At 59.5% G+C, this 24,701-nt stretch carries 14 protein-coding genes; 9 read left to right on the top strand and 5 right to left on the bottom strand.

Features of this window, described 5'->3' with window-relative positions; genetic code table 11:
- Positions 1 to 475: 475 nt before the first annotated feature.
- Positions 476 to 3,322 carry an RNA polymerase-associated protein RapA gene (gene rapA / locus AC54XV_RS20040; RefSeq protein WP_024640262.1) on the bottom strand — a complete coding sequence of 949 codons (2,847 nt, stop codon included), beginning with the start codon at positions 3,320 to 3,322 and terminating at the stop codon, positions 476 to 478.
- Positions 3,323 to 3,555: 233 nt separating this feature from the next.
- Here rapA and AC54XV_RS20035 point away from each other — a divergent pair, with 233 nt between their 5' ends.
- Together AC54XV_RS20035 and AC54XV_RS20030 are read left to right on the top strand one after the other, a co-directional pair.
- Positions 3,556 to 3,897: a hypothetical protein gene (locus AC54XV_RS20035; RefSeq protein ID WP_011268688.1), complete on the top strand. Its 342-nt coding sequence runs from the start codon at positions 3,556 to 3,558 to the stop codon at positions 3,895 to 3,897.
- A 100-nt stretch (positions 3,898 to 3,997) separates the two neighbouring features.
- The gene (locus tag AC54XV_RS20030; protein ID WP_011268687.1) at positions 3,998 to 4,156 is read left to right on the top strand and encodes a hypothetical protein; all 159 of its coding nucleotides are present in this window, start codon (positions 3,998 to 4,000) and stop codon (positions 4,154 to 4,156) included.
- Positions 4,157 to 4,374: 218 nt separating this feature from the next.
- On the opposite strand, the gene AC54XV_RS20025 is transcribed toward AC54XV_RS20030, so the two are convergent.
- Both AC54XV_RS20025 and AC54XV_RS20020 read right to left on the bottom strand, forming a co-directional pair.
- Positions 4,375 to 6,006 (bottom strand): pectate lyase family protein, encoded by a 1,632-nt coding sequence (locus AC54XV_RS20025; protein ID WP_032656730.1) that lies wholly within the window; start codon positions 6,004 to 6,006, stop codon positions 4,375 to 4,377.
- A 171-nt stretch (positions 6,007 to 6,177) separates the two neighbouring features.
- On the bottom strand, positions 6,178 to 6,648 hold the full coding sequence (locus tag AC54XV_RS20020; RefSeq protein WP_003402365.1) for a MaoC family dehydratase: 471 nt from the start codon (positions 6,646 to 6,648) through the stop codon (positions 6,178 to 6,180).
- A 368-nt stretch (positions 6,649 to 7,016) separates the two neighbouring features.
- Here AC54XV_RS20020 and fadD2 point away from each other — a divergent pair, with 368 nt between their 5' ends.
- Complete coding sequence (gene fadD2, locus AC54XV_RS20015) at positions 7,017 to 8,705, top strand: long-chain-fatty-acid--CoA ligase FadD2 (RefSeq protein ID WP_496717182.1); 1,689 nt, start codon at positions 7,017 to 7,019, stop codon at positions 8,703 to 8,705.
- Positions 8,706 to 9,060: 355 nt separating this feature from the next.
- The gene (gene fadD1, locus AC54XV_RS20010) at positions 9,061 to 10,752 is read left to right on the top strand and encodes a long-chain-fatty-acid--CoA ligase FadD1 (RefSeq protein WP_011268682.1); all 1,692 of its coding nucleotides are present in this window, start codon (positions 9,061 to 9,063) and stop codon (positions 10,750 to 10,752) included.
- Between the two features lie 317 nt (positions 10,753 to 11,069).
- Here fadD1 and AC54XV_RS20005 read toward each other — a convergent pair whose 3' ends face one another.
- Positions 11,070 to 11,360, bottom strand: coding sequence for a type II toxin-antitoxin system RelE family toxin (locus AC54XV_RS20005; RefSeq protein WP_011268681.1), 291 nt, complete (start codon positions 11,358 to 11,360; stop codon positions 11,070 to 11,072).
- Complete coding sequence (locus tag AC54XV_RS20000) at positions 11,350 to 11,595, bottom strand: type II toxin-antitoxin system Phd/YefM family antitoxin (RefSeq protein WP_003402372.1); 246 nt, start codon at positions 11,593 to 11,595, stop codon at positions 11,350 to 11,352. Before AC54XV_RS20000 ends, AC54XV_RS20005 begins: the two co-directional genes overlap by 11 nt.
- A gap of 173 nt (positions 11,596 to 11,768) precedes the next feature.
- Between AC54XV_RS20000 and hrpA the strand changes: the two genes are divergently transcribed.
- The 5 genes from hrpA to AC54XV_RS19975 all read left to right on the top strand — a co-directional run bounded on the left by hrpA (position 11,769) and on the right by AC54XV_RS19975 (position 24,683).
- Positions 11,769 to 15,680 (top strand): ATP-dependent RNA helicase HrpA, encoded by a 3,912-nt coding sequence (gene hrpA / locus AC54XV_RS19995; protein WP_496717181.1) that lies wholly within the window; start codon positions 11,769 to 11,771, stop codon positions 15,678 to 15,680.
- Positions 15,681 to 15,919: 239 nt separating this feature from the next.
- Positions 15,920 to 17,041 carry a beta-ketoacyl-ACP synthase III gene (locus tag AC54XV_RS19990; RefSeq protein WP_011268679.1) on the top strand — a complete coding sequence of 374 codons (1,122 nt, stop codon included), beginning with the start codon at positions 15,920 to 15,922 and terminating at the stop codon, positions 17,039 to 17,041.
- A 120-nt stretch (positions 17,042 to 17,161) separates the two neighbouring features.
- Positions 17,162 to 22,057, top strand: coding sequence for an NEL-type E3 ubiquitin ligase domain-containing protein (locus AC54XV_RS19985; protein WP_024659700.1), 4,896 nt, complete (start codon positions 17,162 to 17,164; stop codon positions 22,055 to 22,057).
- A gap of 39 nt (positions 22,058 to 22,096) precedes the next feature.
- Positions 22,097 to 23,224, top strand: coding sequence for a GNAT family N-acetyltransferase (locus AC54XV_RS19980; RefSeq protein WP_011268677.1), 1,128 nt, complete (start codon positions 22,097 to 22,099; stop codon positions 23,222 to 23,224).
- Positions 23,225 to 23,753: 529 nt separating this feature from the next.
- The gene (locus AC54XV_RS19975) at positions 23,754 to 24,683 is read left to right on the top strand and encodes an IS110 family transposase (protein WP_024638365.1); all 930 of its coding nucleotides are present in this window, start codon (positions 23,754 to 23,756) and stop codon (positions 24,681 to 24,683) included.
- The last annotated feature ends 18 nt before the right edge of the window (positions 24,684 to 24,701 follow it).

Here is a 24,701-nt window from a genome sequence, read left to right as displayed (position 1 = left end):
ATAGAAGCTGTTTACAACCTGCCAATACACGAGGTGCCAATTTGGCATCAAAGTGATGGCTGGCGCGTTTGGCCTTGATGATTGGGAGGACGCAGAGCGTCCGGAAAGGCATGCCCACGCGGAGCGTGGGCATGATAGGGGGTGTTGCGGATATCGGGAACAGGCGCACGATAGGGGGTGTTGCTGATATCGCGGGGCAGGGGCCTGGTCACGGTACACATCGTTCCTCACGCTCCAGCGTGGGAATGCCTTTCATGACGCTCTGCGTCATAGCGGGAGCAAGAGCGCGATGCCCATGCGGCGCATGGGCATGATAGGGGGGCGGATATCGCGGAGCATGGGCTTGGTTACGGTACACATCGTTCCTCACGCTCCAGCGTGGGAATGCCTTTCATGACGCTCTGCGTCATAGCCTGAGCAGGAGCGCCATGCCCATGCGGCGCATGGGCGTGGCAGGCGGGTGTGTAACCGGCCTTCAGCCTGCGACCAGTACCCGGATCGCTTCCAGACGCAGGGCCGCTTTTTCAAGCATGGCCAGACCCTGTTCACGTTGAGTGCGCAGAGCCACCAGTTCACTGTCGCGCACGGTCGGGTTGACCGCTTGCAATGCCGTCAGGCGGGCCAGTTCTTCTTCGGTGTCGGCTGCCAGGCGACGCTGCGCTTCGGCGACGCGCTCGGCGTGTTTCGGCATGATTTTCTCTTCGCCCGCGTTGATCCTCGGGGTCAGTTGGTCACGTTGGGCCTGGATGAACTTGTTGGCGCTGGCACGGGGCACGCTTTCGAGCTGATCATTGAGCGTGTTGAACGACACACGGCTGGCCAGATCGTTGCCATTCGGGTCGAGCAGGCAGCGCAGCGCGGCAGGCGGCAGATAACGTCCCAGCTGCAGAGAACGAGGCGCAACCACTTCGCTGACGTAGATCAGTTCGAGCAGAACGGTGCCCGGCTTGAGCGCCTTGTTCTTGATCAGTGCCACGGCGGTGTTGCCCATCGAGCCGGACAGCACCAGGTCCATGCCGCCTTGCACCATCGGGTGTTCCCAGGTGATGAACTGCATATCCTCGCGGGACAGCGCCTGATTGCGGTCGTAGGTAATGGTCACGCCTTCGTCGTCGCCCAGCGGGAAGCTGGCGTCGAGCATCTTTTCACTCGGTTTGAGGATCAGGGCGTTTTCCGAATGGTCCTCGCTGTCGATGCCAAACGCGTCGAACAGGGTTTCCATGTAGATCGGCAGGCTGAACTGATCGTCCTGATCGAGGATTGCTTCGACCAGCGCTTCACCTTCGCCAGCGCCGCCGGAATTGAGCTCCAGCAAGCGGTCGCGACCGGTGTGCAGTTCGCTTTCCAGACGCTCGCGTTCGCTGCGGGCTTCATTGATCAGGGTTTGCCACTCGTCGTCGTCACCGCTTTCCAGCAGCGGCAGCAGGCGCGGGCCGAACTGATGCTGCAGGGCGTTGCCGGTCGGGCAGGTATTGAGGAACGCGTTGAGCGCTTCGTGATACCACTGGAACAGGCGGGCCTGCGGACTGGTTTCCAGGAAAGGCACGTGCAGCTCGATGGTGTGCTTCTGGCCGATCCGGTCCAGACGCCCGATACGCTGCTCCAGCAAGTCCGGGTGCGACGGCAGATCGAACAGGACCAGATGGTGGGAGAACTGGAAGTTGCGGCCTTCGCTGCCGATTTCCGAACAGATCAGCACCTGGGCGCCGAACTCTTCGTCCGCAAAATAGGCCGCGGCACGGTCGCGCTCGAGAATGTTCATGCCTTCGTGGAACACCGTGGCAGGAATGCCGGAACGCACACGCAGCGCGTCTTCCAGGTCCATGGCGGTTTCGGCGTGGGCACAGATCACCAGCACCTTGACGCGCTTGAGCATTTTCAGGGTATCGATCAGCCAGTCGACGCGTGGGTCGAAGCGCCACCAGCGCTCTTCTTCACTGACGTCCGAATGCGACTGGAAGCTGACTTCCGGGTAAAGGTCGGCGTGCTCGCCGACCGGCAATTCGAGGTATTCGACGGGGCAGGGCAGCGGGTATTGATGCAGCTTGCGCTCCGGGAAACCCTGCACCGCGGCACGGGTGTTGCGGAACAGCACGCGGCCGGTGCCGTGACGGTCGAGCAGTTCACGAATCAGACGCGATTTGGCTTCTTCGTCGCCGGTATTCACCGCGGCCAGCAGCGAATCGCCTTCGGCACCCAGGAAGCCGTGAATGGTCTCTTGTGCTGCTGCGGACAGCTTGCCCTTGTCGAGCAGTTCCTGAACGGCCTGAGCCACCGGGCGATAGTTCTCGCTCTCGGCACGGAAGGCCTTGAGGTCGTGGAAACGGTTCGGGTCCAGCAGGCGCAGACGGGCAAAGTGGCTGTCCTGGCCCAGTTGTTCCGGCGTCGCGGTCAGCAGCAGTACGCCAGCAATGACTTCGGCCAGCTGTTCGACCAGCGAATATTCGCGGCTGGCCTTGTCTTCGTGCCAGACCAGGTGGTGCGCTTCGTCAACCACCATCAGGTCCCAGCCTGCCGCAAACAGGGCGTCCTGGGCTTTTTCGTCTTCGACCAGCCATTCCAGGGCAACCAGCGCGAGCTGGGTGTCTTCGAACGGGTTGCCGGCATCGCTTTCCATGAAGCGCTCGGCGTCGAACAGCGCGACCTGCAGGTTGAAGCGACGACGCATCTCCACCAGCCACTGGTGCTGGAGGTTTTCCGGGACCAGGATCAGCACGCGGCTGGCGCGGCCCGACAGCAGTTGGCGATGGATCACCAGGCCGGCTTCGATGGTTTTACCCAGGCCCACTTCGTCGGCCAGCAGAACGCGTGGCGCGATGCGGTCTGCAACTTCACGAGCGATGTGCAACTGGTGGGCGATAGGCTGTGCGCGCACGCCACCCAGGCCCCAGAGCGAGGACTGCAATTGGCGGCTGGTGTGCTCGAGCGTGTTGTAGCGCAACGAGAACCACGACAACTGGTCGATCTGGCCGGCGAACAGACGGTCGGTCGCCAGGCGGAACTGGATGAAGTTCGACAACTGGGTTTCCGGCAGCGTGACCAGTTCGTTCTGCGCGTTCAGGCCGTGGTAGACCAGCAGGCCATCGACATCGTCGACTTCGCGAACGGTCATTTTCCAGTTTTCGAAGTGCGTGATCACGTCGCCAGGGGAGAAGCGCACGCGGGTCAGCGGCGCGTTACGCAGTGCGTACTGACGTGTTTCGCCAGTGGCCGGATAGAGCACGGTCAACAAGCGGCCGTCCTGTGCCAGAACGGTGCCCAAACCCAGCTCGGCTTCGCTGTCACTAATCCAGCGTTGCCCCGGTTGATACTGCTGCGCCATGCTGCCTGTCTCCCGCTTGAAAAAGCTGAGTATGTTAACGGAACGCGCCCCGAAGGCCAAAGGCGGCGTGAAAAAACTCATGGTCAGCGCCGGAACCTATCGAATTTTTGGTTCCATGACACTTATTTCACTGAGAGGGGTCAAAAAAGATCTTATAAACCACTACTGGCTATTTCAGCCCGGTTCAAGTTGCCTCGTGCACGGCCGACACCCCGGTAAGAGGAGATAAAACCATGCTGCAACCTATGCTTCCGTTAAGTGTGGTGCCTGTGACATCACAGCTGGATCCGGCCAAACGCATGCCGGACATTCCGCCTGTAGCGCCGGTTCAGCAGAGCTCCAGCGAGACCTCCATCGATCTGCGCAATGAAGATACTGAGCGCAGCGCGTTGCTGTTGCGTGAAGAGCAACAGCGCCAGCAGCAACAGCAACAGGCTCATGGCGGTGCAGAAGCCGAGGAATACCAGGGGCTGGTGGTTCCGGGTGACTCGCTGAACGCCGACAACACCGTACCCGTCGTACCGCTCATCGACGATGAGCCGCGCCAGGGGCTTTGGGTGGATATTCAGATCTGATCGCTGCACTGCCCATGTCTGTGCGGGTCACGGGACTGGTCAGGGCTGCCGCGATTGAGCATTATTGGTCCTGATTCCCCGTGTTCGAGAACCGCAAGCCATGAGCGACGATGCACAACTGATCGACCTGGGTGCCGAGCGCGCCAAGCGTATCCACGATCTGAATGACAAGCGCCTCAATGAAGTACGCAATGCCTTCGAGCAGGCCATGCCGTTGGGCAAGCAGAAAAAGTCCGGCAAAAAGCCTAAAAAGCGCTGATCCCGCCGCCACACCCTTGATCTGATCAGTTTGGTTTTACAACAGCTGATCTGGATCAACTCGTCTTTATGCACGCTGCCTTAATCTTGCTCCATCGAATGCGCTGTGGGCGGACACGCGCCTGCACGCATTCAATGAGCACGCAAGGCACTTGGGGCGACTTCGGTCGCCCTTTTTTTCGTCTGCATGCCGCGCCCTGCATCGAGCGCCGCGCGCTATCAGCTCACGGTTTTGGCGCCGGCATTGGCCTGGTCATAGGCTCTGGCGGCTTCGGCGGTCTTGATGTCGCGCTGATAGCTCGGCGTCCACGCGGTCACCGCTGACTTCTGGGTGAAGCTGACATTGCTGCCGATGTCCTTGAAGTGCGCATCGCCATAGTCATCCAGCACGCCGGAGTTGCTGGCCTTGTCGGAAACATCCACGCCTTTCGCGAAATAGTTGTCCTGCGAAAGGATGGTCGCATCCCCCGTCGCGGTGAAGCCAAGATGGAAGTTGTCGATCGAGTTGTTGAGCACATCAAATTGCCCATGACGCATCAGGCCGGGTGCGCGAACATCAAGGTTGCTGAACACATTGTTGGCGATGGTCATGCGCGGGTAGCCCTTGTACTCGGCCTTGGCTTGAGCGGAGTCGTCCGGCTGACCAAGAATCACGCCGTATTCGTTGTTCTGGAATTTAGAGTTGGTCAGGCTGACGTTGTCTGCCGTCCCGCCGACATACAGCAGCTTGTCCAGGCCTTTGGCGTTCTGATCCTTGGTGCCTGAATAGGTGTTGTGGTCGATCCAGTATTTCTGACCGCTGCTGATGAACATCTGCATGTCACCGTTTTCGCGATAACGGCTGTCGTGGTCGAAGTTCAGGTTCTGGAAGATGTCATTGCTGGCGGTCTTGCCGCTGGCCAGGTAGATGTTGTGCAGGCTGTTGCCCTTGTCGGTGCCCAGCAGGGTCTTGTTGGCGCCAAAGTTGATGGTCACCTTGCTGTCGGCAGACAGGTTGGCCCCCAGTTTGACGGTGCGGGCTTTGTCGTCCTCCATGTACTTCTTGAGGTCCGCCACGGTATTGACCGTGACGACTTCGCCGCCGTTACCGCCGGTGGTGTTGGCCTCTTTGGCGAAACCCATGATGCCGGACATGTCCGCGCCCTGGCCATGCGCGGCCGGGGTCGCGGTTTTGGCTGCGTTAACCGTGTTATCGGGTTTGGCGGTGGTGTCCGTCGAAGTTTTCGGCAGCGCAAGGTCATGGACCACTGCCGGGTTTACCGCATCGGGTCTGGCGGGTGTCTTGTCTGGGGTGGCACTGCTTCGCTCGGTCGTCCGGGGTGCTGTTTGTGACGGCGCAGCGGACGTCGGCTCTGTATTCTTTTGCAGTGATACAGGTTTTTCTGAAGGGTGATCGTTCTGCACCACAAAGGGTTTTTCTGCGTTGCCCTGAGGTGTTGAAGGCGGCGACGAGGAAGGGGAGGCGGAAGAGGGCGATTGAGCGAGCGTCGGCGTCTGATCGCGTTGAGGCTGTGCAGGCCCAGAGCCGTTGTGTAGATTTCCTTCCAGCAGCGAGAGCAGGTTGTTGAGGATGTTGCGGATCGCTTGCACAAGTTTGTTCAGTACCTGCTCACCGTTGCCACCCGGCATATTTGAAGACGTGTTCGTGTCAGTCGGCTGGACTCTGGAGCCCAGGGTATTCAGCGAGGAGTGCGGGCCATTGGCCTGCTGTGTCAGGCCGAAGTCGATCAGGTTGCTATTGTGGCCCGGCTTGATGCCCTGGCCTTGGGGCTGCAGTTGATCGGTCTGTGCCGGGGCGTCCTGCGCAGGAATCCCGGAGACGGGGTAGTAGTTTCTGTTGATCGTATTCATGGCTGATTTCCCCGCCTGTGGGATGAACAATTCGTGACCCGGATAAGGGAGCGCTACTGGTTCCCTGAGTGGAAAGCGCAGGAAAGCAGTTCCGGGTGCATCATGAATTTTTTGTTCAGGCCACTGGCGAGTCGGGCATGCGCGCTGCGTGGCGCACGCCCGTGCGCGGTATCAGCCGAAAGTGATCTCGGGCAATACGGTCAGGTCGACGGTCTGCTGCTTGCGCGGGGCGAGAATCTCGGCTTCGCCGTCTACAACCAGCTCATCGTTCTGATTGAAAACGCGGGTGGCGATGCGCACGCGGAACTTCGGCAGTTTTTCCAGGATTTCCAGGCGCACAGTCAGGGTATCGCCCAGTTTTACCGGCTTGAGGAAGGTCATCTGCTGACCGATATAGATGGTGCCGGGGCCAGGCAACTCGCACGCAACCGCCGCACTGATCAGCGCGCCACTGAACATGCCGTGGGCAATACGCTCCTTGAACATGGTCTTGGCGGCGTATTCGGCGTCCAGGTGGACCGGGTTGTGGTCACCGGACATGGCGGCGAACAGTTGAATATCACGCTCTTCCACTGTCTTGCTGTAGCTGGCGGTCTGACCGACTTCAAGGGCTTCGTAAGGCGTGTTGGTGACTTGAGTCATGTGGCTGTCCTGACAATAAAAATGAATTGAAGCGCGCCGGTTCGTGCAATCCGACCTGGCCTCGATTTGTAACACTTGATGACCTGTCGCCGCCAATGCGCGGACAAGATCATTCAGACGCTTGCTGGCGCTCCCCGGATCACATTCAAGGCAAATAATAAGCAAACGTTGTGTGAATACAGCTATTGCGCTATCGGGCAAGTGTCTTTGCCAGCCCGATTGCCTTGGGCAGTGTATCGCCGGCGACGGATTTCAGTCTGAACAGAGACAAGATTCATGCTGCTGATGAGGCCCGGACGATTATTTGCCTGCGGCACTTTAACTGCTAACGTCCGCCCAGACCTATGCAGGGAAAAAGGATAAAAATAATGCAAGCTGACTTCTGGGATGACAAGCGTCCGGCGGGTGTCGACGCCGAGGTGGATCTGCAGACCTACCAATCGGTCGTCGATGTGTTCGAGCGCTGCTGCAGGAAATTCGCCGACCGACCTGCGTTCAGCAACATGGGCGTGACGCTGACCTACGCGGAGCTCGAGCGTCATTCTGCCGCCTTCGCCGCGTATTTGCAGCAGCACACGCAACTGGTGCCGGGTGACCGCATTGCCGTACAGATGCCCAATATCCTGCAGTATCCGATCGCCGTATTCGGTGCGATGCGTGCCGGTCTGACGGTGGTCAATACCAACCCGCTGTACACCGCGCGCGAGATGCGCCATCAATTCAAGGACTCCGGTGCCCGGGCGCTGGTTTACCTCAACCTGTTCGGCAAGCTGGTGCAGGAAGTGCTGCCGGACACGGCCATCGAATACCTGATCGAAGTGAAAATGGGCGACATGCAGTCGGCGGCCAAGGGCTGGCTGGTCAATACCATCGTCGACAAGGTCAAGAAGATGGTCCCTGAATTCCATCTGCCTCAGGCCGTCGGCTTCAAGCGGGCGCTGCGCCTGGGGCGTGACAGCCGCATGCAGGTCGTACCGCGAGATCTGCAGGATGTTGCCGTTCTGCAGTACACCGGTGGCACCACGGGGCTGGCCAAGGGCGCGATGCTCACCCATGGCAATCTGGTCGCCAACATGCAGCAGGTCTACGCCTGCATGCGTCAGCAAGGGCCGCGAGGCGGATCGCTGTTTGAAGAAGGCAAAGAGGTGATGATCGCGCCGCTGCCGCTCTATCACATCTACGCGTTCACGGCGAACTGCATGTGCATGATGATCAGCGGCAATCACAACATCCTGATCACCAATCCTCGCGATATCGGCGGCTTCATCAAGGAACTGGGCAAGTGGCAGTTCACTGCCATGATCGGCCTCAACACACTGTTCGTGGCGCTCATGAACCATCCGGAATTCAAAAAACTGGATTTCTCGGCGCTGAAAAGCACCAACTCCGGCGGCACTGCACTGGTCAAGGCCACGGCCGAGCGCTGGGCGCAGATCACCGGCTGCACGATCGTCGAAGGTTACGGCCTGACCGAGACGTCGCCTGTTGCCAGTGCCAATCCCTACGGCGCGCTGGCGCGTCTGGGAACCGTGGGCATTCCCGTGCCCGGCACCGCCATGAAAGTCATCGATGACAATGGCGTCGAGTTGCCTTTCGGCGAGCGTGGCGAGCTGTGCATCAAGGGGCCGCAGGTCATGAAAGGCTACTGGAACCAGCCTGATGCCACGGCCGAGTGCCTGGATGCCGAAGGCTGGTTCAAGACCGGTGATATTGCCGTGATTGGCGCTGACGGGTTTGTCAGTATCGTCGACCGCAAGAAAGACCTGATCATCGTGTCCGGTTTCAACGTCTACCCCAACGAAATCGAAGACGTGGTCATGGCTCATCCGAAAGTCGCCAACTGCGCCTGTATCGGCGTGCCGGACGAGCGCTCGGGGGAGGCTGTGAAGCTGTTCGTGGTGGCGCGAGACCCGGGGCTGAGCATTGAAGAGCTCAAGGCCTTCTGCAAAGAGAATTTCACCGGCTACAAGGTGCCCAGGCAGATCGTTCTGCGTGATTCATTGCCGATGACCCCGGTGGGCAAGGTTCTGCGCCGCGAGCTTCGTGACATCGCCTGACCCTTTAATCGTCTCCATCTGTGTACCTGGCCCCGTTCGCAGACCGCTGCAAACGGGGTCGATTTTTTTCGGAAACAGGCGATTATGCTGACTGGCCGCTCTGGTCCGGTGCTTTTGAGGCAGTGATGAGGTTTTTATTAAATGCATTAAAAGTGACCAGATGTGATTTTCTGGTCTTATTGGTGACTGTGCGGCCTGCTTCTGCCTCTAGTCGACGTTTGGCAAAGCTGCTACTCTCGGCGCGCTTTTTGATCAGTCATAAAGCGGAAAAAGCGTCTACTGCATAATTCCAAGCACAAGAAAATCATCGCTTCAGGCGATGTGAAGAATTCGCTATCGCTACGGAGCCGACTGAATGATTGATAACTTCTGGAAGGACAAGTACCCGTCCGGTATCCCTGCCGATATCAACCCCGACGAGTACCCTAACGTCCAGGCGGTCCTGAAGCAGTCCTGCCAGCGCTTCGCCGACAAGCCGGCGTTCAGCAATCTGGGCAAGACCATCACCTACGGTGAGCTGTATGAGCTGTCCGGCGCGTTTGCCGCCTGGATTCAGCAACATACCGACCTGCAGCCGGGCGACCGTATCGCCGTGCAGCTCCCCAACGTATTGCAGTACCCGATTGCCGTCTTCGGTGCGATTCGCGCCGGGCTGATCGTGGTCAACACCAACCCGCTGTACACCGCGCGGGAAATGGAACACCAGTTCAATGACTCCGGTGCCAAGGCGCTGGTGTGTCTGGCAAACATGGCCCATCTGGCCGAGAAGGTCGTACCCAGGACGCAGATCAGGCAGGTGATTGTCACCGAAGTGGCCGACATGCTGTCACCGTTCAAGCGCTTGCTGATCAACAGCGTCATCAAGTACGTGAAGAAAATGGTTCCGGCCTATCACTTGCCCAAGGCCATCAAATTCAACGATGTGCTGGGCAAGGGCCGTGGTCAGCCAGTGACCGACGTGTCGCCCGGCAGCGTCGACGTTGCCGTGCTGCAGTACACCGGCGGCACCACCGGGGTGGCCAAGGGGGCAATGCTGACGCACCGCAACCTGATCGCCAACATGCTGCAATGCCGGGCGCTGATGGCGTCCAACCTGGACGAAGGCTGTGAAATCATCATCACGCCGCTGCCGCTGTATCACATCTACGCCTTCACCTTTCATTGCATGGCGATGATGCTGCTTGGCAATCACAACATCCTGATCAGCAACCCGCGTGACCTGCCGGCCATGGTCAAGGAACTTTCGAAATGGAAGTTCAGCGGCTTTGTCGGTCTTAACACGCTGTTCGTGGCCCTGTGCAATAGCGACGGCTTCCGCAACCTCGATTTCTCGGCGTTGAAAGTCACCTTGTCCGGCGGCATGGCCTTGCAGCAGGCCGCCGCCGAGCGCTGGAAGCAGGTGACGGGCTGCCAGGTCTGCGAAGGCTATGGCATGACCGAGACCAGTCCGGTGGCCACGGTCAATCCTTCTCAGTACGTGCAGATGGGCAGCATCGGCATTCCCGTGCCGTCGACCCTGTGCAAGGTCATCGACGATGCGGGCAATGAGCTGGCATTCGGTGAAACCGGCGAGCTGTGCATCAAGGGGCCGCAGGTCATGAAAGGCTACTGGCAGCGCCAGGAAGCGACCGATGAAATGATCGACAGCGAAGGCTGGCTGAAGACCGGCGACATCGCGATCATCCAGCCTGACGGCTACATCCGGATTGTCGATCGCAAGAAAGATATGATCCTGATCTCCGGTTTCAATGTGTACCCCAACGAACTGGAAGACGTACTGGCGACACTTCCCGGCGTGCTTCAGTGCGCGGCGATCGGCGTCCCGGACGAGAAGTCGGGCGAGACCATCAAGGTCTTCGTGGTGGCCAAACCCGGCGTTACCCTGACCAAGGAACAGGTCATGGCGCACATGCGCGCCAACCTGACCGGCTACAAAGTGCCGCGCAGCGTCGAATTCCGCGACGTGCTGCCAACCACCAACGTCGGCAAGATCCTGCGTCGCGAGCTGCGTGATGAGGAATTGAAGAAACTGGGTGTGAAGAAGTAAGAGCAGGCCCGAAACCGGATTGACGTTCATTCTCACGCCAGGCGCTCATCGTTATATAAAAATCTCGATGAGTGCAGAGCAGGGCTTTTGTAGGAGCGAACTTGTTCGCGAAGACGGTGCGTCCATGCGATGCATTTTCAGCGATTGGACTGACCCTTTCAGATCGCGATAGCGCTCGCCCCATGCATAGCCACGAGAAGTGTTCTCCCGGACACCTCTCGTTCCTCACGCTCCGCATGTGAATGCCTTTCCTGACGCTCTGCGTCCTGTCCGAGCGTGTTGCAGGATGCCGATGTGTAATGCAGATGCACTGCACCTCAAGGGCCAAGCCTGCCTTTGGCCGAATCATAAATATTCCCGCGCTCGCGCTTGCCTACCGCAACGACGGTTACCACTACCCTATCTTCCTCGACTCGATAGACGAGTCGGTATCCTGCACTGCGCAGTTTGATTTTGTAATGATCTGGCATGCCATGAAGCGCATCGCCTGGAATTCTTGGTAGTCCGAGTCGTTCGAGAAGCTTTTTCTTGAGCTGAACACGGATGGTATGGCCCAGTTTTTCCCACTCCTTCAAGGCCGAGGGCAGAAATTCAAGCTTAAAGGTCATCTATATCTACCGACACCGGCTTTTCATGTTGGCGAGATTTGATCAGCTCGGCCAGATCAAGGTCATCAAGCCTCTCCATCATTGCTTCAAACACCTCGGCAGGGACCATGTAGCCCATGACTTTATTGTGATTAAGGACGGCCACAGGTAAACCATGAGCGCCACTCAGGACCGCTGACGGATTTTTCTTGAGTTCAGAGACGCTGACCGCGACATCTGCAAGGATGCTTTGCATGATTTAGGACTCCAGTTAGTGCTCTATTTTGGTCTTTTTTGATGCGCTGGTGCAAGAGAGAAGATGCTGCGTCGTTGCCGTCATAGACCGCCCAATCCTCAGACCATCGTCACGACCCACCGCAATCTGCGACAATCCGCATCTGCCATTTGAAAAAAGACCCTGCGCGCCTGATGACCGACGAATCGCCCTCTATCGACCAACTTCTGAAAAACCTCGACCACGCGATGATCAGCGAACGTCATCGTCTGCGCCGTCAGTTGCACGATCTGCGCAAAAAACCCGACGAGGCGAAGCTGGCGCAGTGGGTTGCGCGGGTGCAGGCATCCTGCGCGCAGGTCACGGCGCGGCGCGAGAGTGTGCCGGCGATCCGTTATGACGATAACCTGCCCATCGCGGCCAAGCGTGACGAGATCAAGGAGGCGCTGCTCAAGCACCAGGTGCTGATCATTGCCGGCGAGACCGGCTCCGGGAAAACCACCCAGTTGCCGAAGATCTGCCTGGAAATCGGTCGCGGTCAGCACGGTCTGATCGGTCATACCCAGCCGCGCCGGATCGCTGCGCGCAGCGTGGCCAGCCGGGTTGCCGAGGAAATCGGCACGCCCCTCGGTGCGCTGGTCGGCTATCAAGTGCGTTTCGAGGACCAGAGCGACAGCAACACCCTGATCAAGCTGATGACCGACGGGATTCTGCTGGCCGAAACCCAGCACGACCGCTTTCTTGAGCGCTACGACACGATCATCGTCGACGAAGCCCACGAACGCAGCCTGAACATCGATTTCCTGCTGGGTTACCTGAAAACCCTGCTGCCGCGCCGTCCGGACCTGAAGGTCATCATCACCTCCGCGACCATCGACCTGCAGCGCTTTTCCGAGCACTTCAACGATGCGCCAGTGATCGAAGTGTCCGGGCGTACCTTCCCCGTGGACGTCTGGTATCGACCGCTGACCAGCGAGCAGGACGAAGACGGCAACAGCGTCGAAGAGGACCTGACCGTCGATCAGGCGATTCTGGCCGCGCTGGACGAACTGGCGGCCTTTGAGCGCAGCGAGCGCAAGAGCCCGGGTGATGTGTTGGTGTTCCTGCCCGGCGAGCGCGAGATCCGTGATGCCGCCGAGGTGCTGCGCAAGGCGCAACTCAAGCACACCGAGATTCTGCCGCTCTACGCGCGCCTCTCGCCGGCCGAGCAGCAGCGTATCTTTCAATCGCATCCCGGTCGGCGTGTGGTGCTGGCTACCAACGTCGCTGAAACTTCGCTGACCGTGCCGGGCATCCGCTATGTGATCGACACCGGTACGGCGCGCATCAGTCGCTACAGCTATCGCGCCAAGGTCCAGCGCCTGCCGATCGAGGCGGTGTCGCAGGCCAGTGCCAACCAGCGCAAGGGCCGTTGCGGGCGGGTCGAGCCCGGCCTGTGTGTGCGTCTCTATAGCGAAGAGGATTTCAACGGTCGGCCGGAGTTTACCGACCCCGAGATCCTGCGCACCAACCTGGCCGCAGTCATCCTGCAGATGCTGCACTTGCGCCTGGGCGAGATCACCGACTTCCCGTTCATCGAGCCGCCGGACGGCAAGGCAATCAGCGACGGCTTCAACCTGTTGCAGGAGCTTTCGGCGGTCAATCGCGAAAATCAGCTGACCCCGCTGGGCCGCCAACTGGCGCGTCTGCCGGTTGACCCGCGTATGGGTCGCATGCTGCTGGAAGCGGCGAAGCAGGGCAGTCTGCAGGAAGTGCTGATCGTCGCCAGCGCCATGTCGGTACAGGACGTGCGCGAGCGCCCGCCCGAGCGTCAGCAGGCTGCGGATCAGGCCCACGCGCAATGGAAGGACGCCGACTCGGACTTCGCCGGGATGGTCAATCTATGGCGCGGCTTCGAAGAGCAGCGCCAGACCCTGACCGCCAGCCCGCTGCGTAACTGGTGCCGGCGCAATTTTCTGAATTACCTGCGCCTGCGTGAATGGCGCGATTCCCATCGGCAATTGAGCCTGATCTGTCGCGACCTGCAACTGACGGTCAACAAGGAGCCGGCCGATTACCCGAAATTCCACAAGGCCATTCTTTCCGGCCTGCTGAGTCAGATCGGGCAAAAGGCTGACGAGGGCGATTACCTGGGCGCACGGCAACGGCGCTTCTGGATTCACCCGTCCTCCGGGTTGGGCAAGAAGCGTCCGCAGTGGTTGATGACCGCCGAGTTGGTAGAGACCACCAAACTGTACGCGCGCATGGTTGCCAAGATCGATTCGGACTGGATCGAGCCGCTGGCCGGCCACCTGATCAAGAAAAATCACTTCGAGCCGCACTGGGAGAAGAAGCGCGGACAGGTCGTGGCGTTCGAACAGATCACGCTGTTCGGCCTGATCGTGGTGGGCCGTCGCCCGGTGCATTTCGGGCCGATCGACCCGGTGGTTTCGCGCGAGCTGTTCATTCGTGAAGGCCTGGTGCGTGGCGATATCCTGTCGCGGGCCAAGTGTCTGAGCGCCAATACCCGTTTGCTGGAACAGCTCGACGAACTGGAAGCCAAGGCTCGGCGTCGCGATATTCTGGCTGACGAAGACACCTTGTACAGCTTCTATGAAGCACGCATTCCGGCCGAGATTCATCAGACGGCCACGTTCGACAGCTGGTACAAGACCGAAAGCCAGAAGAATCCGCAGTTGCTGATCATGCGTGAAGAGGACGTGCTGGCCCGCGAGGCCAGCGAAGTCACCGCCGCGCAATATCCGGACACCTTGCGTCTGGGCGACCTGAGCCTGTCACTGAGCTACCACTTCGAACCCAATCACCCGCGTGACGGCGTGACCTTGCGTGTTCCCGCGCCGTTGTTGCTGTCGCTGCCTGCCGAACGTCTTGAGTGGCTGGTGCCGGGGTTGCTCGAGAGCAAATGCATCGCGCTGGTCCGCAACCTGCCCAAGGCGGTACGCAAGAACTTTGTGCCGGTCCCGGATTTCATCAAGGCGGCGTTGCAGCGCATCACCTTCGGCGAGGGCTCGTTGCCTCAGGCGCTGGGCCGTGAACTGCTGCGCATGACCGGTGTACGGGTCAGCGACGAAGCCTGGGCCGAGGCGGCACAGCAGCTTGAAGGCCATCTGAAGATGAACCTGGAAATCGTCGATGGCGGCGGCAAGTTTCTCGGTGAGGGACGTGATCTGGCCGAGCTGACCGCGCGCTTCGCCGAGGCGAGCCAGGCCGCGCTGGCCGTGCCGCAAACCGCGAAGAGCCAGCAACCGGTGCAGGCCAAGGCCTTTGCAGCAGTGGCGCAGAAAACCCAGCAGAACATCGCCGGGCTGTCGATGACGGTTTATCCGGCGCTGGTCGAAGAGGGCGGCGCGGTCAAGGAAGGCCGGTTCTCGACCCAGGCCGAGGCCGAGTATCAGCATCGTCGTGCCTTGCAGCGTTTGCTGTTGCAGCAGCTGGCCGAACCCGCCAAGTTTCTGCGCAACAAATTGCCGGGGCAGACCGAGCTGGCCTTGCTGCATCGCGAACTGGGGCGCATCGATGCGTTGATCGAAGACATCCTGCTGGCCAGCCTCGACAGTTGCGTGCTGGAAGGTGAGGCCGAATTGCCGCGCGACGGTGCCGGTCTGCTGTCACTGGCTGAACGCAAGCGCGCCGACTGGACCGAGCATGCCGAGCGGCTCGCGAAGCTGACGCTGGAAATCCTCAAGCTGTGGCACGGTCTGCAAAAGCGCTTCAAAGGCAAGATCGACCTGTCCCAGGCCGTTGCACTCAACGACATCAAGGCGCAACTGAGCAAGCTGGTGTACCCCGGATTCGTTCGCGAGACCCCGGCGGTATGGCTCAAGGAACTGCCGCGTTACCTCAAGGCCATCGAGATGCGTCTGGAAAAACTCCCGGCTCAGGTGCAGAAGGATCGGGTGTGGAGCATCGAGCTTGCAGGTCTGTGGGCGCAATACCAGGCGCGCGCCGACAAGCACGCTCAAGAGGGCAAGCGCGACCCGGAACTGGCCCTGTACCGCTGGTGGATGGAGGAATACCGCGTCTCGCTGTTCGCCCAGCAACTGGGCACAAAAATGCCGGTGTCGGACAAACGGTTGAGCAAGCAGTGGAGTCAGGTGGAGAGCTGATCCGCGGCTTCACGCCGCGAAGTAAAGGGCGCCTGTCGTGCCTATATTCATTGGCCCGATAGCGCCAAAACCGGGCTCTGTGGCACACTCCGCGCCTGTCTTCACCGTGTCATGAAATGCTGCTGCCTGTTGCGGGCAGCTTTTACAGTCGCACGGGTACGTCGGTCCGGAAAACAGTGGGCCTTCAGTTGCCGTGCCTGAGCAGGTCATTACCTGCAACCAATAAGAGAGGAACGACCGTGCACAACGTCGTCATCAGCGGCACAGGCCTGTTTACCCCGGCCAACAGCATCTCCAACGAAGAGCTGGTGCAGTCTTTCAATGCCTATGTTGCACAGTTCAACAGCGATAACGCCGCCGCTATCGAACGTGGCGAAGTGCAGGCACTGAGTGAATCCAGCGCCGCTTTCATCGAGAAGGCTTCGGGTATCAAAAGCCGTTTCGTCATGGACAAGCAGGGCATTCTCGATCCGCAGCGCATGAAGCCCAACCTGCCGGAGCGCAGCAATGACGAGTGGTCGATCCTCTGTGAGATGGGTGTAGCTGCCGCCAGACAGGCGCTGCAACGCGCCGGCAAAACCGCAGCCGACATCGACGGTGTAATCGTTGCCTGCTCCAACCTGCAGCGGGCCTACCCGGCGGTCTCCATCGAGATTCAGCAGGCGCTGGGTGTCGCCGGATACGGGTTTGACATGAACGTGGCCTGTTCCTCGGCCACCTTCGGCATTCAGGCAGCCTGTAACAGCGTGCAACTGGGGCAGGCCCGCGCCTTGCTGGTGATCAGCCCGGAAATCTGCACCGCGCACCTTAATTTCCGGGATCGTGACAGCCACTTCATCTTTGGTGACGGCGCCACGGCGGTGGTGGTCGAGCGCGCCGACCTTGCCACGTCGCCTTATCAGTTCGATATCGTCAGCACCCGTTTGCTGACCCAGTTTTCCAACAACATCCGCAACAATTTCGGCTTCCTCAACCGTACCTCGGACGAGGGCCAGAACGCGCCGGACAAGCTGTTCGTGCAGGAAGGCCGCAAGGTCTTCCGCGAAGTGTGCCCGATGGTCGCCGAACTGGTCGCTGCGCATTTGCAGGACAACAGCATCAACATCACCGACGTCAAACGCTTCTGGCTGCATCAGGCCAACCTGAGCATGAACCATCTGATCGTCAAGAAGCTGCTGGGCCGCGACGCCACGGTCGAAGAAGCGCCGGTGATTCTCGACACCTACGGCAATACCAGCTCCGCGGGTTCGGTGATTGCGTTTCACACCTACCAGGATGACTTGCCGCAAGGCGCGCTGGCGGTACTCAGTTCGTTCGGCGCCGGTTACTCGATCGGCAGCGTGATCCTGCGCAAGCGCTGATCGCGTTCGACGGGTAGCGCTCTCGAGACGGGCGCTACCTGTCATATCCCGTTATGTCATGTGCAGGCCGTTGGGTCTTTATCGTATTGGCTATTCACAAAGCCATTAGCGGTATCGACCATGTTCACCTTCAGATACAACCCTTTTGAAACCATAGAATCGTCCGTTGCACACGCCTCTGTAACGCCCCGACCACAGGATTGCGCCCCGTTCGAAGCGGAGCACGTCAACAGCGAATTCATCAGGCTCAACTTGCCAGACTGGTATGTGGGTGCGCCCACGGTATTGCGCCAGACACTGCATGCCAGCCAGCAAAGCGCACGGCGTTACGCGCAGGCGCTGGAGCCAGTGCGCGCCCGCCTGTTATCGGCGCAGCAATTTGCAGCCCCCTTGCTGTCGAAAGCGTTTGTCGAACGTTTCCAGCTCGACCTCGACGTTGAAGCCTTTCAACTGATGACCTGGCGCTACGACAGCACCTGGAACCCGGCTCCGCTCGAGCAGACTTTGCTTCAGGCAGCCTTGCAGAACTTCGCTCCGAGCAACAGAAGCCGCTTCGATCCCTACTCGGCAATCCTGCGTACAGGGGGCCTGCGTTACTGGCTGATCGACAGCGCCGAACGCCGCTACAAGGTCGAATACCGGGACCGTCAGGCGATCGATCTTGAGCAGTTCGCTGATTTTTGCCATGAACTGGATCTGGGCCGTCAGTATCAGACCCACCTGGACAGCGTGTTCAAGCCGCCAGGCCCGGCTGCGCAAGCGGTTGCCAGCGCGTTCATGGACAGCGAGCGGGCCGCCGTCGAGGTGCTTGCGCATATCGCCATGATGAAAGGCGATATCACTGACGCGGCGTACCAGACCCTGCTGGACATGGTGAAGTCCGTTGACCAGCCACGCTGGGATGGCAAGGGCGTGCGCTATTGCCAGTTGCACATGCTCGATACCTACACGTTTTCAGGCTCGCTGTTACAGGGTGCCTTATTGATACAGCAGGACGGCGCCAAGCCCGATGACGGTCCTTGTCTGGTCTACCTGCCTGCCGAGCCTGCGCATCCGGTCAAGCAGTTTGCGTCGCTGCGGGCCTTCAACGCCTGGCTGGTGACGGCGTTGGACAGCAGGCACTACCGACGCTACTTCAGTCGTTTCGTCAGTCTCGGCCAGGCTCCGGCATTTTTTGCCAAACTGGATGCGCGGCTGTATCCCGCCGGGGACCGCACGCTGGACCCCGACGCCGACCTGGTCGTGCAGGCACAGCCATTCTCGAAGCCACCGTTCGAGCGGCTGTACGAGCAGTTGCTGGCCAAAACCTATGACGACTCAAAAGTAATCGCGGTGCCATCCGCACAGGTCGACCAGCAGGCTCACGATGCACTGATCGAAAGCCTTGAAAACAACGGCATGAACCTGCTCAACGTGGCCGGGTTCTTTGTGCCGGTGCTGGGTGAAATCATGTCCGTGGTCGCCCTTTATCAGCTTGCCAGCGAAGCGTTCGTTGCTTACGAAGACTGGACGCACGATGAAGTCGAAGACGCCATGCAACATGTCTACGACATCGGCGAAAACGTTGCACAGATGCTGGTGGCAGGCGGCGTCGTGGCTGCGGTGAACGGGCTGCAACCCTCGATGTTCATCGAAAGTCTGGTGCAAAGGCGTGTCGATGGGGCGGTGCGCCTCGGCAAGCCGAGCATCGATGCCTATGCCCATACGGTCTCCCTGCCCGACAACCTGAGCAGCAACGCCCTTGGGCTTTATGAGCACGACGGCAAGACCTGGCTGCCACTGGACGGCAAACTGTATTGCGTCGAGTCCGATGCAGACGGCAGCCAATGGCGCGTCAGGCATCCGGTGAATGAGCGTTCGTACGCGCCAAGGCTCAAGCACAACGGTGCTGGCGCATGGCGCCATGAATGGGAAAACCCCATGGGGTGGGACGAGGTAACGGCGTTCAGGCGCCTGAACCCGACGTGTCATGCGCTGCCGGAAGAAGACATTCACAAAGTCCTGCACATTACCGGCGCCAACGAGGCCTTGCTGCGTCAGATACATGTCGAAAACCTCCGGCCTCCGGCCTTGCTGAAAGACGCCATTCAGCGCGTTGCAACAGAACGGCAGTTGCACGTCTGTATCGAAGCCCTGAAGGCCGATGATGTGCCGCAGGTTCATGTTGCTCATCTTGGGCCGTGGCTGAAACTGCTGGTGTCGTCACCACGCTGGCATGAGACCCGCGGCCTGTTACTGCTCGACGCGCAAGGGGCGCTGCTGGAAGCGTGGAACGCGGGATCGCAGATGACGCTGTCGTCCCATGTCGCCGGGCCGACCGGGCACCTCAGTCAGGTGCTTGGCCAATTGCTGGAAAGTCTGCCCGCCGATGAAGTCACTCGCCTGACCGGGAGCGACAGTGCCGACAAGGTCGTTCAACTGCGCGGCTTCAAACGCTATCTGGCCGGTTACGCTCAGACGCATGTGGGACGCCTGCTGGATGACGTTCAACTGCTCGAAGGTCGCAGCGACGACCCGCATGTGCAACTGATACAGCGCGACTTCGGCAGCTTGCCGAGCAGCGTGGCGCTCGAACTTATCGGCATGGCCAGCGATGCAGACAAAGCGCGAATGACCACGGAAAAACGCATTCCTCTGGCGCTGGCCGAGCATGCCCGCGAGTATCAGCAGCAACTGCGGATAAACCGCGCCACCGAAGGCTTCTATCGGGCGGTAACCGACAATCTGGACACGCAGGCTGCGGCGCTGGGCATGCTGCAGTACCTGCCAGGCTGGCGGGGTGAGGTTTCGATCGATCTGTTGAAGGACTCGCTGGAGGGCGACGAAATCGCCAGTCTCGACAGCGATCAGGCCTCAATGCATCGGCTGCTGGTCAGCACCGAAGCGGGGATCCAGTGTTTCGAACCGTCAGGTGAGCCGCTCGGCGAGGTCGATCAGCAGTTTTTCAGGGCGTTGTTGCAGGCGCTTCCCGAACAGGTACGGCTCGACATTCAGTTACCAGCTGGCGCGGATGAGCCGCAACTGCGCAGTCTGTTGCGCAATACGGCGGTTCAGCGACGTGAGCGGATGGCTGCCGTTCTGCAATTGCAGCCGATCAAGCCGGGTATCAAATGGCCGCAACGCCTGCCCCATGGCCGCATTGGCTATCCCTTGAGTGGACGGTTGCGCGGCTTGTTTCGTCGCCTGGGTATTGGCGCGTCCAGCCACTCGCCGGAGCTTGCCGTGAAAAGTTTATACCCGGACTTTTCCGATGCTCAGGTGGCGAGCTTCCTTGACGAGTTGCGCGCCGAACACACCGGGTCGGCCAGGCAACTGCCCCGGTTCGTCAAGCGAAGGCTGCGCGGTCTTGCTGATGAATTACGCACCCTGCAAAACACTCTGGATGCCTGGATAGCGCAAGCGACGTCCTCGTTGCAGCGCAGGTCAAGGGAGGTCGCGGCGAGGCGCCTTCATGGCTGCTGGAGAAGACTCAGCGTTCACAGCATCAGTCTTCAGGGGGAGTTTTTAGGCTACACGCTTGATCTGGATAACCTGCGAGTAGAGCAAATACCGGATATAACCGCCAGCTTTGGCCATGTGGCTGAGTTGAAAGCGCGGAACATGCAGCTTACCCCTGCACATGTCGATGCATTGCTGAACAACTTCCCTAACCTGCGGTCGTTGGGCCTGGGCTTCAATGAACTGCAATCCCTGCCAGAGTCGATAGGAAGAATGACACTGCTTACAGAGCTGTCGCTCAACCATAACCCCTTGAACTGGACAGCCGCCTGCAACGCCATTTTGCTGAATCTGCGCCGACTGGAGGTTCTTGATCTCAACTATTGTTCGCTTGGATCGCAGGCACGTCTCACAGCGCTCAACTCGTTACGTATGCTGTTTTTGCGTTCTACAGGCATTGAAACATTGCCAGTGTGGAATTGGCGCAGGTCTGACTTGATTCGTCTGGATGTGCGCGATAATCGCATCTCGGAAATATCGATCGAGGAGCTTGATAATATCGAGCGCTCGCTCAGTTCCACCCGCCTTCACCTGCATTTGAGTGGCAACCCGTTGACTCCGCCAACGCTGGCTAGCATCAGACTGTTTCTCGAGGGCAGGACGCGGCCGCGGCTGGGTGTCAGCCAGAACCGTTCTCCACTTGAAGCCGGACCTGGCAGTGCCGCCTGGCTTGCAGGTCTGAGCAGTGAGCAGGCGGCGGTGCGTACCAGGCTTTGGCAGGATCTGCGAGCCTGCGCGGGTTCTACGGACTTTTTTCAGATGCTGGGGGACCTGACGTACTCGGCTGATTTTTCAAGTAACCATGAAGCACTGGCCGCAAGAGTCTGGGCAATGATAGACGCGGCCTCGGCAAGTACGGAGTTGCGTCTCCAGTTATTCGATATTGCCGCCCACCCTCAGACCTGTGGCGATGGACTTGCATTGATCTTTGGCGACATGGAAGTACGCGTGCGGGTGTTCTCGATCATGTCGTCCACCCCACACGCCGCGCAGCCACTGGAGCTGTTCAAGATGAGCCGGAGCCTGGACCGTCTGGATCAGGTGGAAAAAATTGCACTGCGCGAGATTGCTCTTCGCCAGCAGCACGGCTACAGGGTAGATGAGGCTGAAGTACGCCTGGCCTACCGTATCGGCCTGCAAGCTCGGCTTGAGCTGCCCGGTCAGCCCCAAACCATGCTGTTCAGCAATATCGCGAAGGTGACCGACGCTGATTTGCAGGATGCGCACAGCGAAATAATCACGCGTGAAAGTACGCGGGCATTTTTCGAGTCGCTGGTCGCCAGGGAATTCTGGATGAGTTATCTGGAAACTCGTTACGCCTCTGATTTCGAACGGGTAAAGAAGCCCTTCAGCGAGCGTCTGACCCTCCTGGATGAGTTGCCGCCAAACCGGCAATCCGATCAACAGTACCTCGAGCAGATTGGCTTGATCTCCAGTGAGCGTGAGCAGGCGCTCAATGATTTCGCGATCACTCTTTCCAGGCAGATTGCCGAGGCGGTGAACATGACGCCTCAATAAGGGATATTCTTCACCCTGTCAGCCTATCGGGGAACCTGCATGCCTGTTCACGTAATCGACAGCCTCGCCACCGTTGCGCCTGCCCAGTGGGATGCGCTGGTACCTGGCAATCAGCCATTCCTGCGGCATGCGTTTCTCAGCTCGCTGGAGGACAGCGGCAGTCTCGGGCCACGATCGGGCTGGCGTGCCGAACATGTGCTGCACTACGAAAACGATCAGTTGGTGGCGGCATTGCCAGCCTACCGAAAGTGGCATTCGTATGGCGAGTACGTGTTCGATCACGCCTGGGCAGACGCCTGCCGTCGCGCCGGCATCGCCTATTACCCCAAGCTGCTGATCGCCGTGCCGTTCAGCCCGGTCGGCGGTTCGCGGATTCTGTCCGCGACGCCTCAGGGTGGCATCGAGTTGCTCGGCGAGCTGCCGGCATACCTGCAACGTGAGGGGCTGTCGAGCGCACACGTGAACTTTACCGATCCGGCGGCCGATGCCTTGCTTGAAACCCAGCCGGGCTGGTTGCAGCGCATCGGTTGCCAGTTTCACTGGCATAACCGGGGTTACCGGGACTTTCAGGACTTTCTTGACGCATTGAGTTCACGCAAGCGCAAACAGATGCGCAAGGAACGTGAACAAGTGGCGGGGCAGGGCATCGAGTTTGAATGGCTCGAGGGCGCGCAGATGAGCGAAGTCCTGTGGGACTTCGTTTATGCGTGCTACTCCAATACCTACGAGGTGCGTGGGCAGGCGCCTTACCTGACGCGTGAGTTCTTCAGCCTGTTGGCCGAACGTATGCCTGAGTCTATCCGTGTGGTCATCGCGCTGCAGGGCTCACGGCCTGTGGCGATGGCCTTCAGCCTGATTGGTGACGACAGTTTCTATGGGCGCTATTGGGGCTGCCTGGCCGAGTTTGACCGGCTGCATTTCGAAACCTGTTTCTATCAGGGTATGGACTATGCCATCGCCCACGGCCTGCAACGATTCGACGCCGGCGCGCAGGGCGAACACAAACTGATCCGCGGCTTCGAACCGCAGATCACCCGTTCGTGGCATTACCTGATGCACCCAGGCCTGAAAGACGCGGTCAGCGAGTTTCTGGAGCAGGAGCGAGTCGGCGTACTGGCCTATGCCGAGGAAGCGCGCAGCGCGCTGCCGTATCGGCAGGCGGAGTAACCGGCCAGAAGACATCCAGCGACTGCACGGGCCTCTTCGCGAGCAAGCTCGCTCCCACAAGTGCGGTGTACACCTGACCGACAGGTGAGTAGCTACCCAGAAGACATCCAGCGACTGCACTGGCACCTTCGTGAGCAAGCTCACACAACTTCTGTGTACACCTGACCGACAGGTGAGTAGCTATCCAGCAGACATCCAGCGACTGCACGGGCCTCTTCGCGAGCAAGCTCCCACAAGTGCTGTGTACACCTGACCGACAGGTGAGCAGCTACCCAGAAGACATCCAGCGACTGCACGGGCCTCTTCGTGAGCAAGCTCGCTTGTGTCTTTGATCAAGGTAAAGTCTGGGGTGAGAGGGGTGGATGGCAAGCTGACAAATCGCGGTGCCTAGAGCACGTGTGGGAGCCAAGCTGCCATCCACTCTTCCCGCTTTGGCTCAAAGCTCGAACAGTTGACTGAGTCCGACCTCGAACAACAAGCGTGAGCCAGGCCAAAGCGCCTCTCACCCTTTATCCTAGAGGTTTTACTCATGTCCGCCTATGCCGGTATTGATGTTTCCAAGGCCACGCTGCAGGTTGCGCTGTTTCCCAAAGCGGATGAGCTGTGTGTACCTAATACTGAAGAAGGTCTCGCCAGCATTGCCGAGTACCTCAGCGCCCATCAGGTTGAGCGCGTTCTTGTTGAAGCCACCGGTGGTTACGAGAAACTGTCGGTAAAGCTTCTGGCTAATGCAGGGTTCAAGATCCAGCGTATTAACCCTGTTCGCTCACGTCAGTTCGCTCTGGCCATGGGCAAGCGTGCCAAGACCGATCCAATCGATGCGCAAATGCTGGCCATGTTCGCCTCCAGCCTGGAGGCGAAGGGCTTCGCAAAGCCTGACGAGGAGCGCGAAGTCCTGCTTGAGCTGGTGAACTTGCGCAACAACCTGCTTCAACAACGTGACGACAACCGGCGCCGTATCAAACAGGCCATATTGCCCAGCGTGGTGGACATTTACCTTGCGTTGGAAGCCAGCCTCAAAGTGCAGATCAAAGCGGTAGATCAGCTTGTCGATGCACAAGCGCGCAAGGTCGACTCAGAACTGCTGCAGCGGCTGCATGCCGTAAAGGGCGTAGGCCCAGTGACAATCGCCAGCCTGTTCTGCTACCTGCCAGAGCTGGGTGACCTGAGTCGTGGACAAATCGCAGCGTTAGCCGGTGTGGCACCGTATAACAACGACAGCGGTAGCAAGGTCGGCAAGCGGCAGATCTACGGTGGGCGGACGAAACTGCGCCGTGCGACCTACATGTGTGCGCTGGTGATGGTGCGCTATAACGCCGATTTCAAGGAGCGGTATGCGAGGCTGCGTGCCAAAGGCAAGTGCGCGAAAGTGGCCCTGGTGGCCTGCATGCGGGTGTTGCTGATACGCCTGAACGCCATGGTGCGCGACGGAACACCATGGCGTGATCATGCGGTTTGAATGGGGGCGGGCTTTGCC

This window comes from Pseudomonas fragariae (ex Marin et al. 2024) (genome assembly GCF_059621105.1).
Note: the sequence above shows the minus strand (reverse complement) of the source record. Positions and strands in the feature narration are given on the sequence as shown.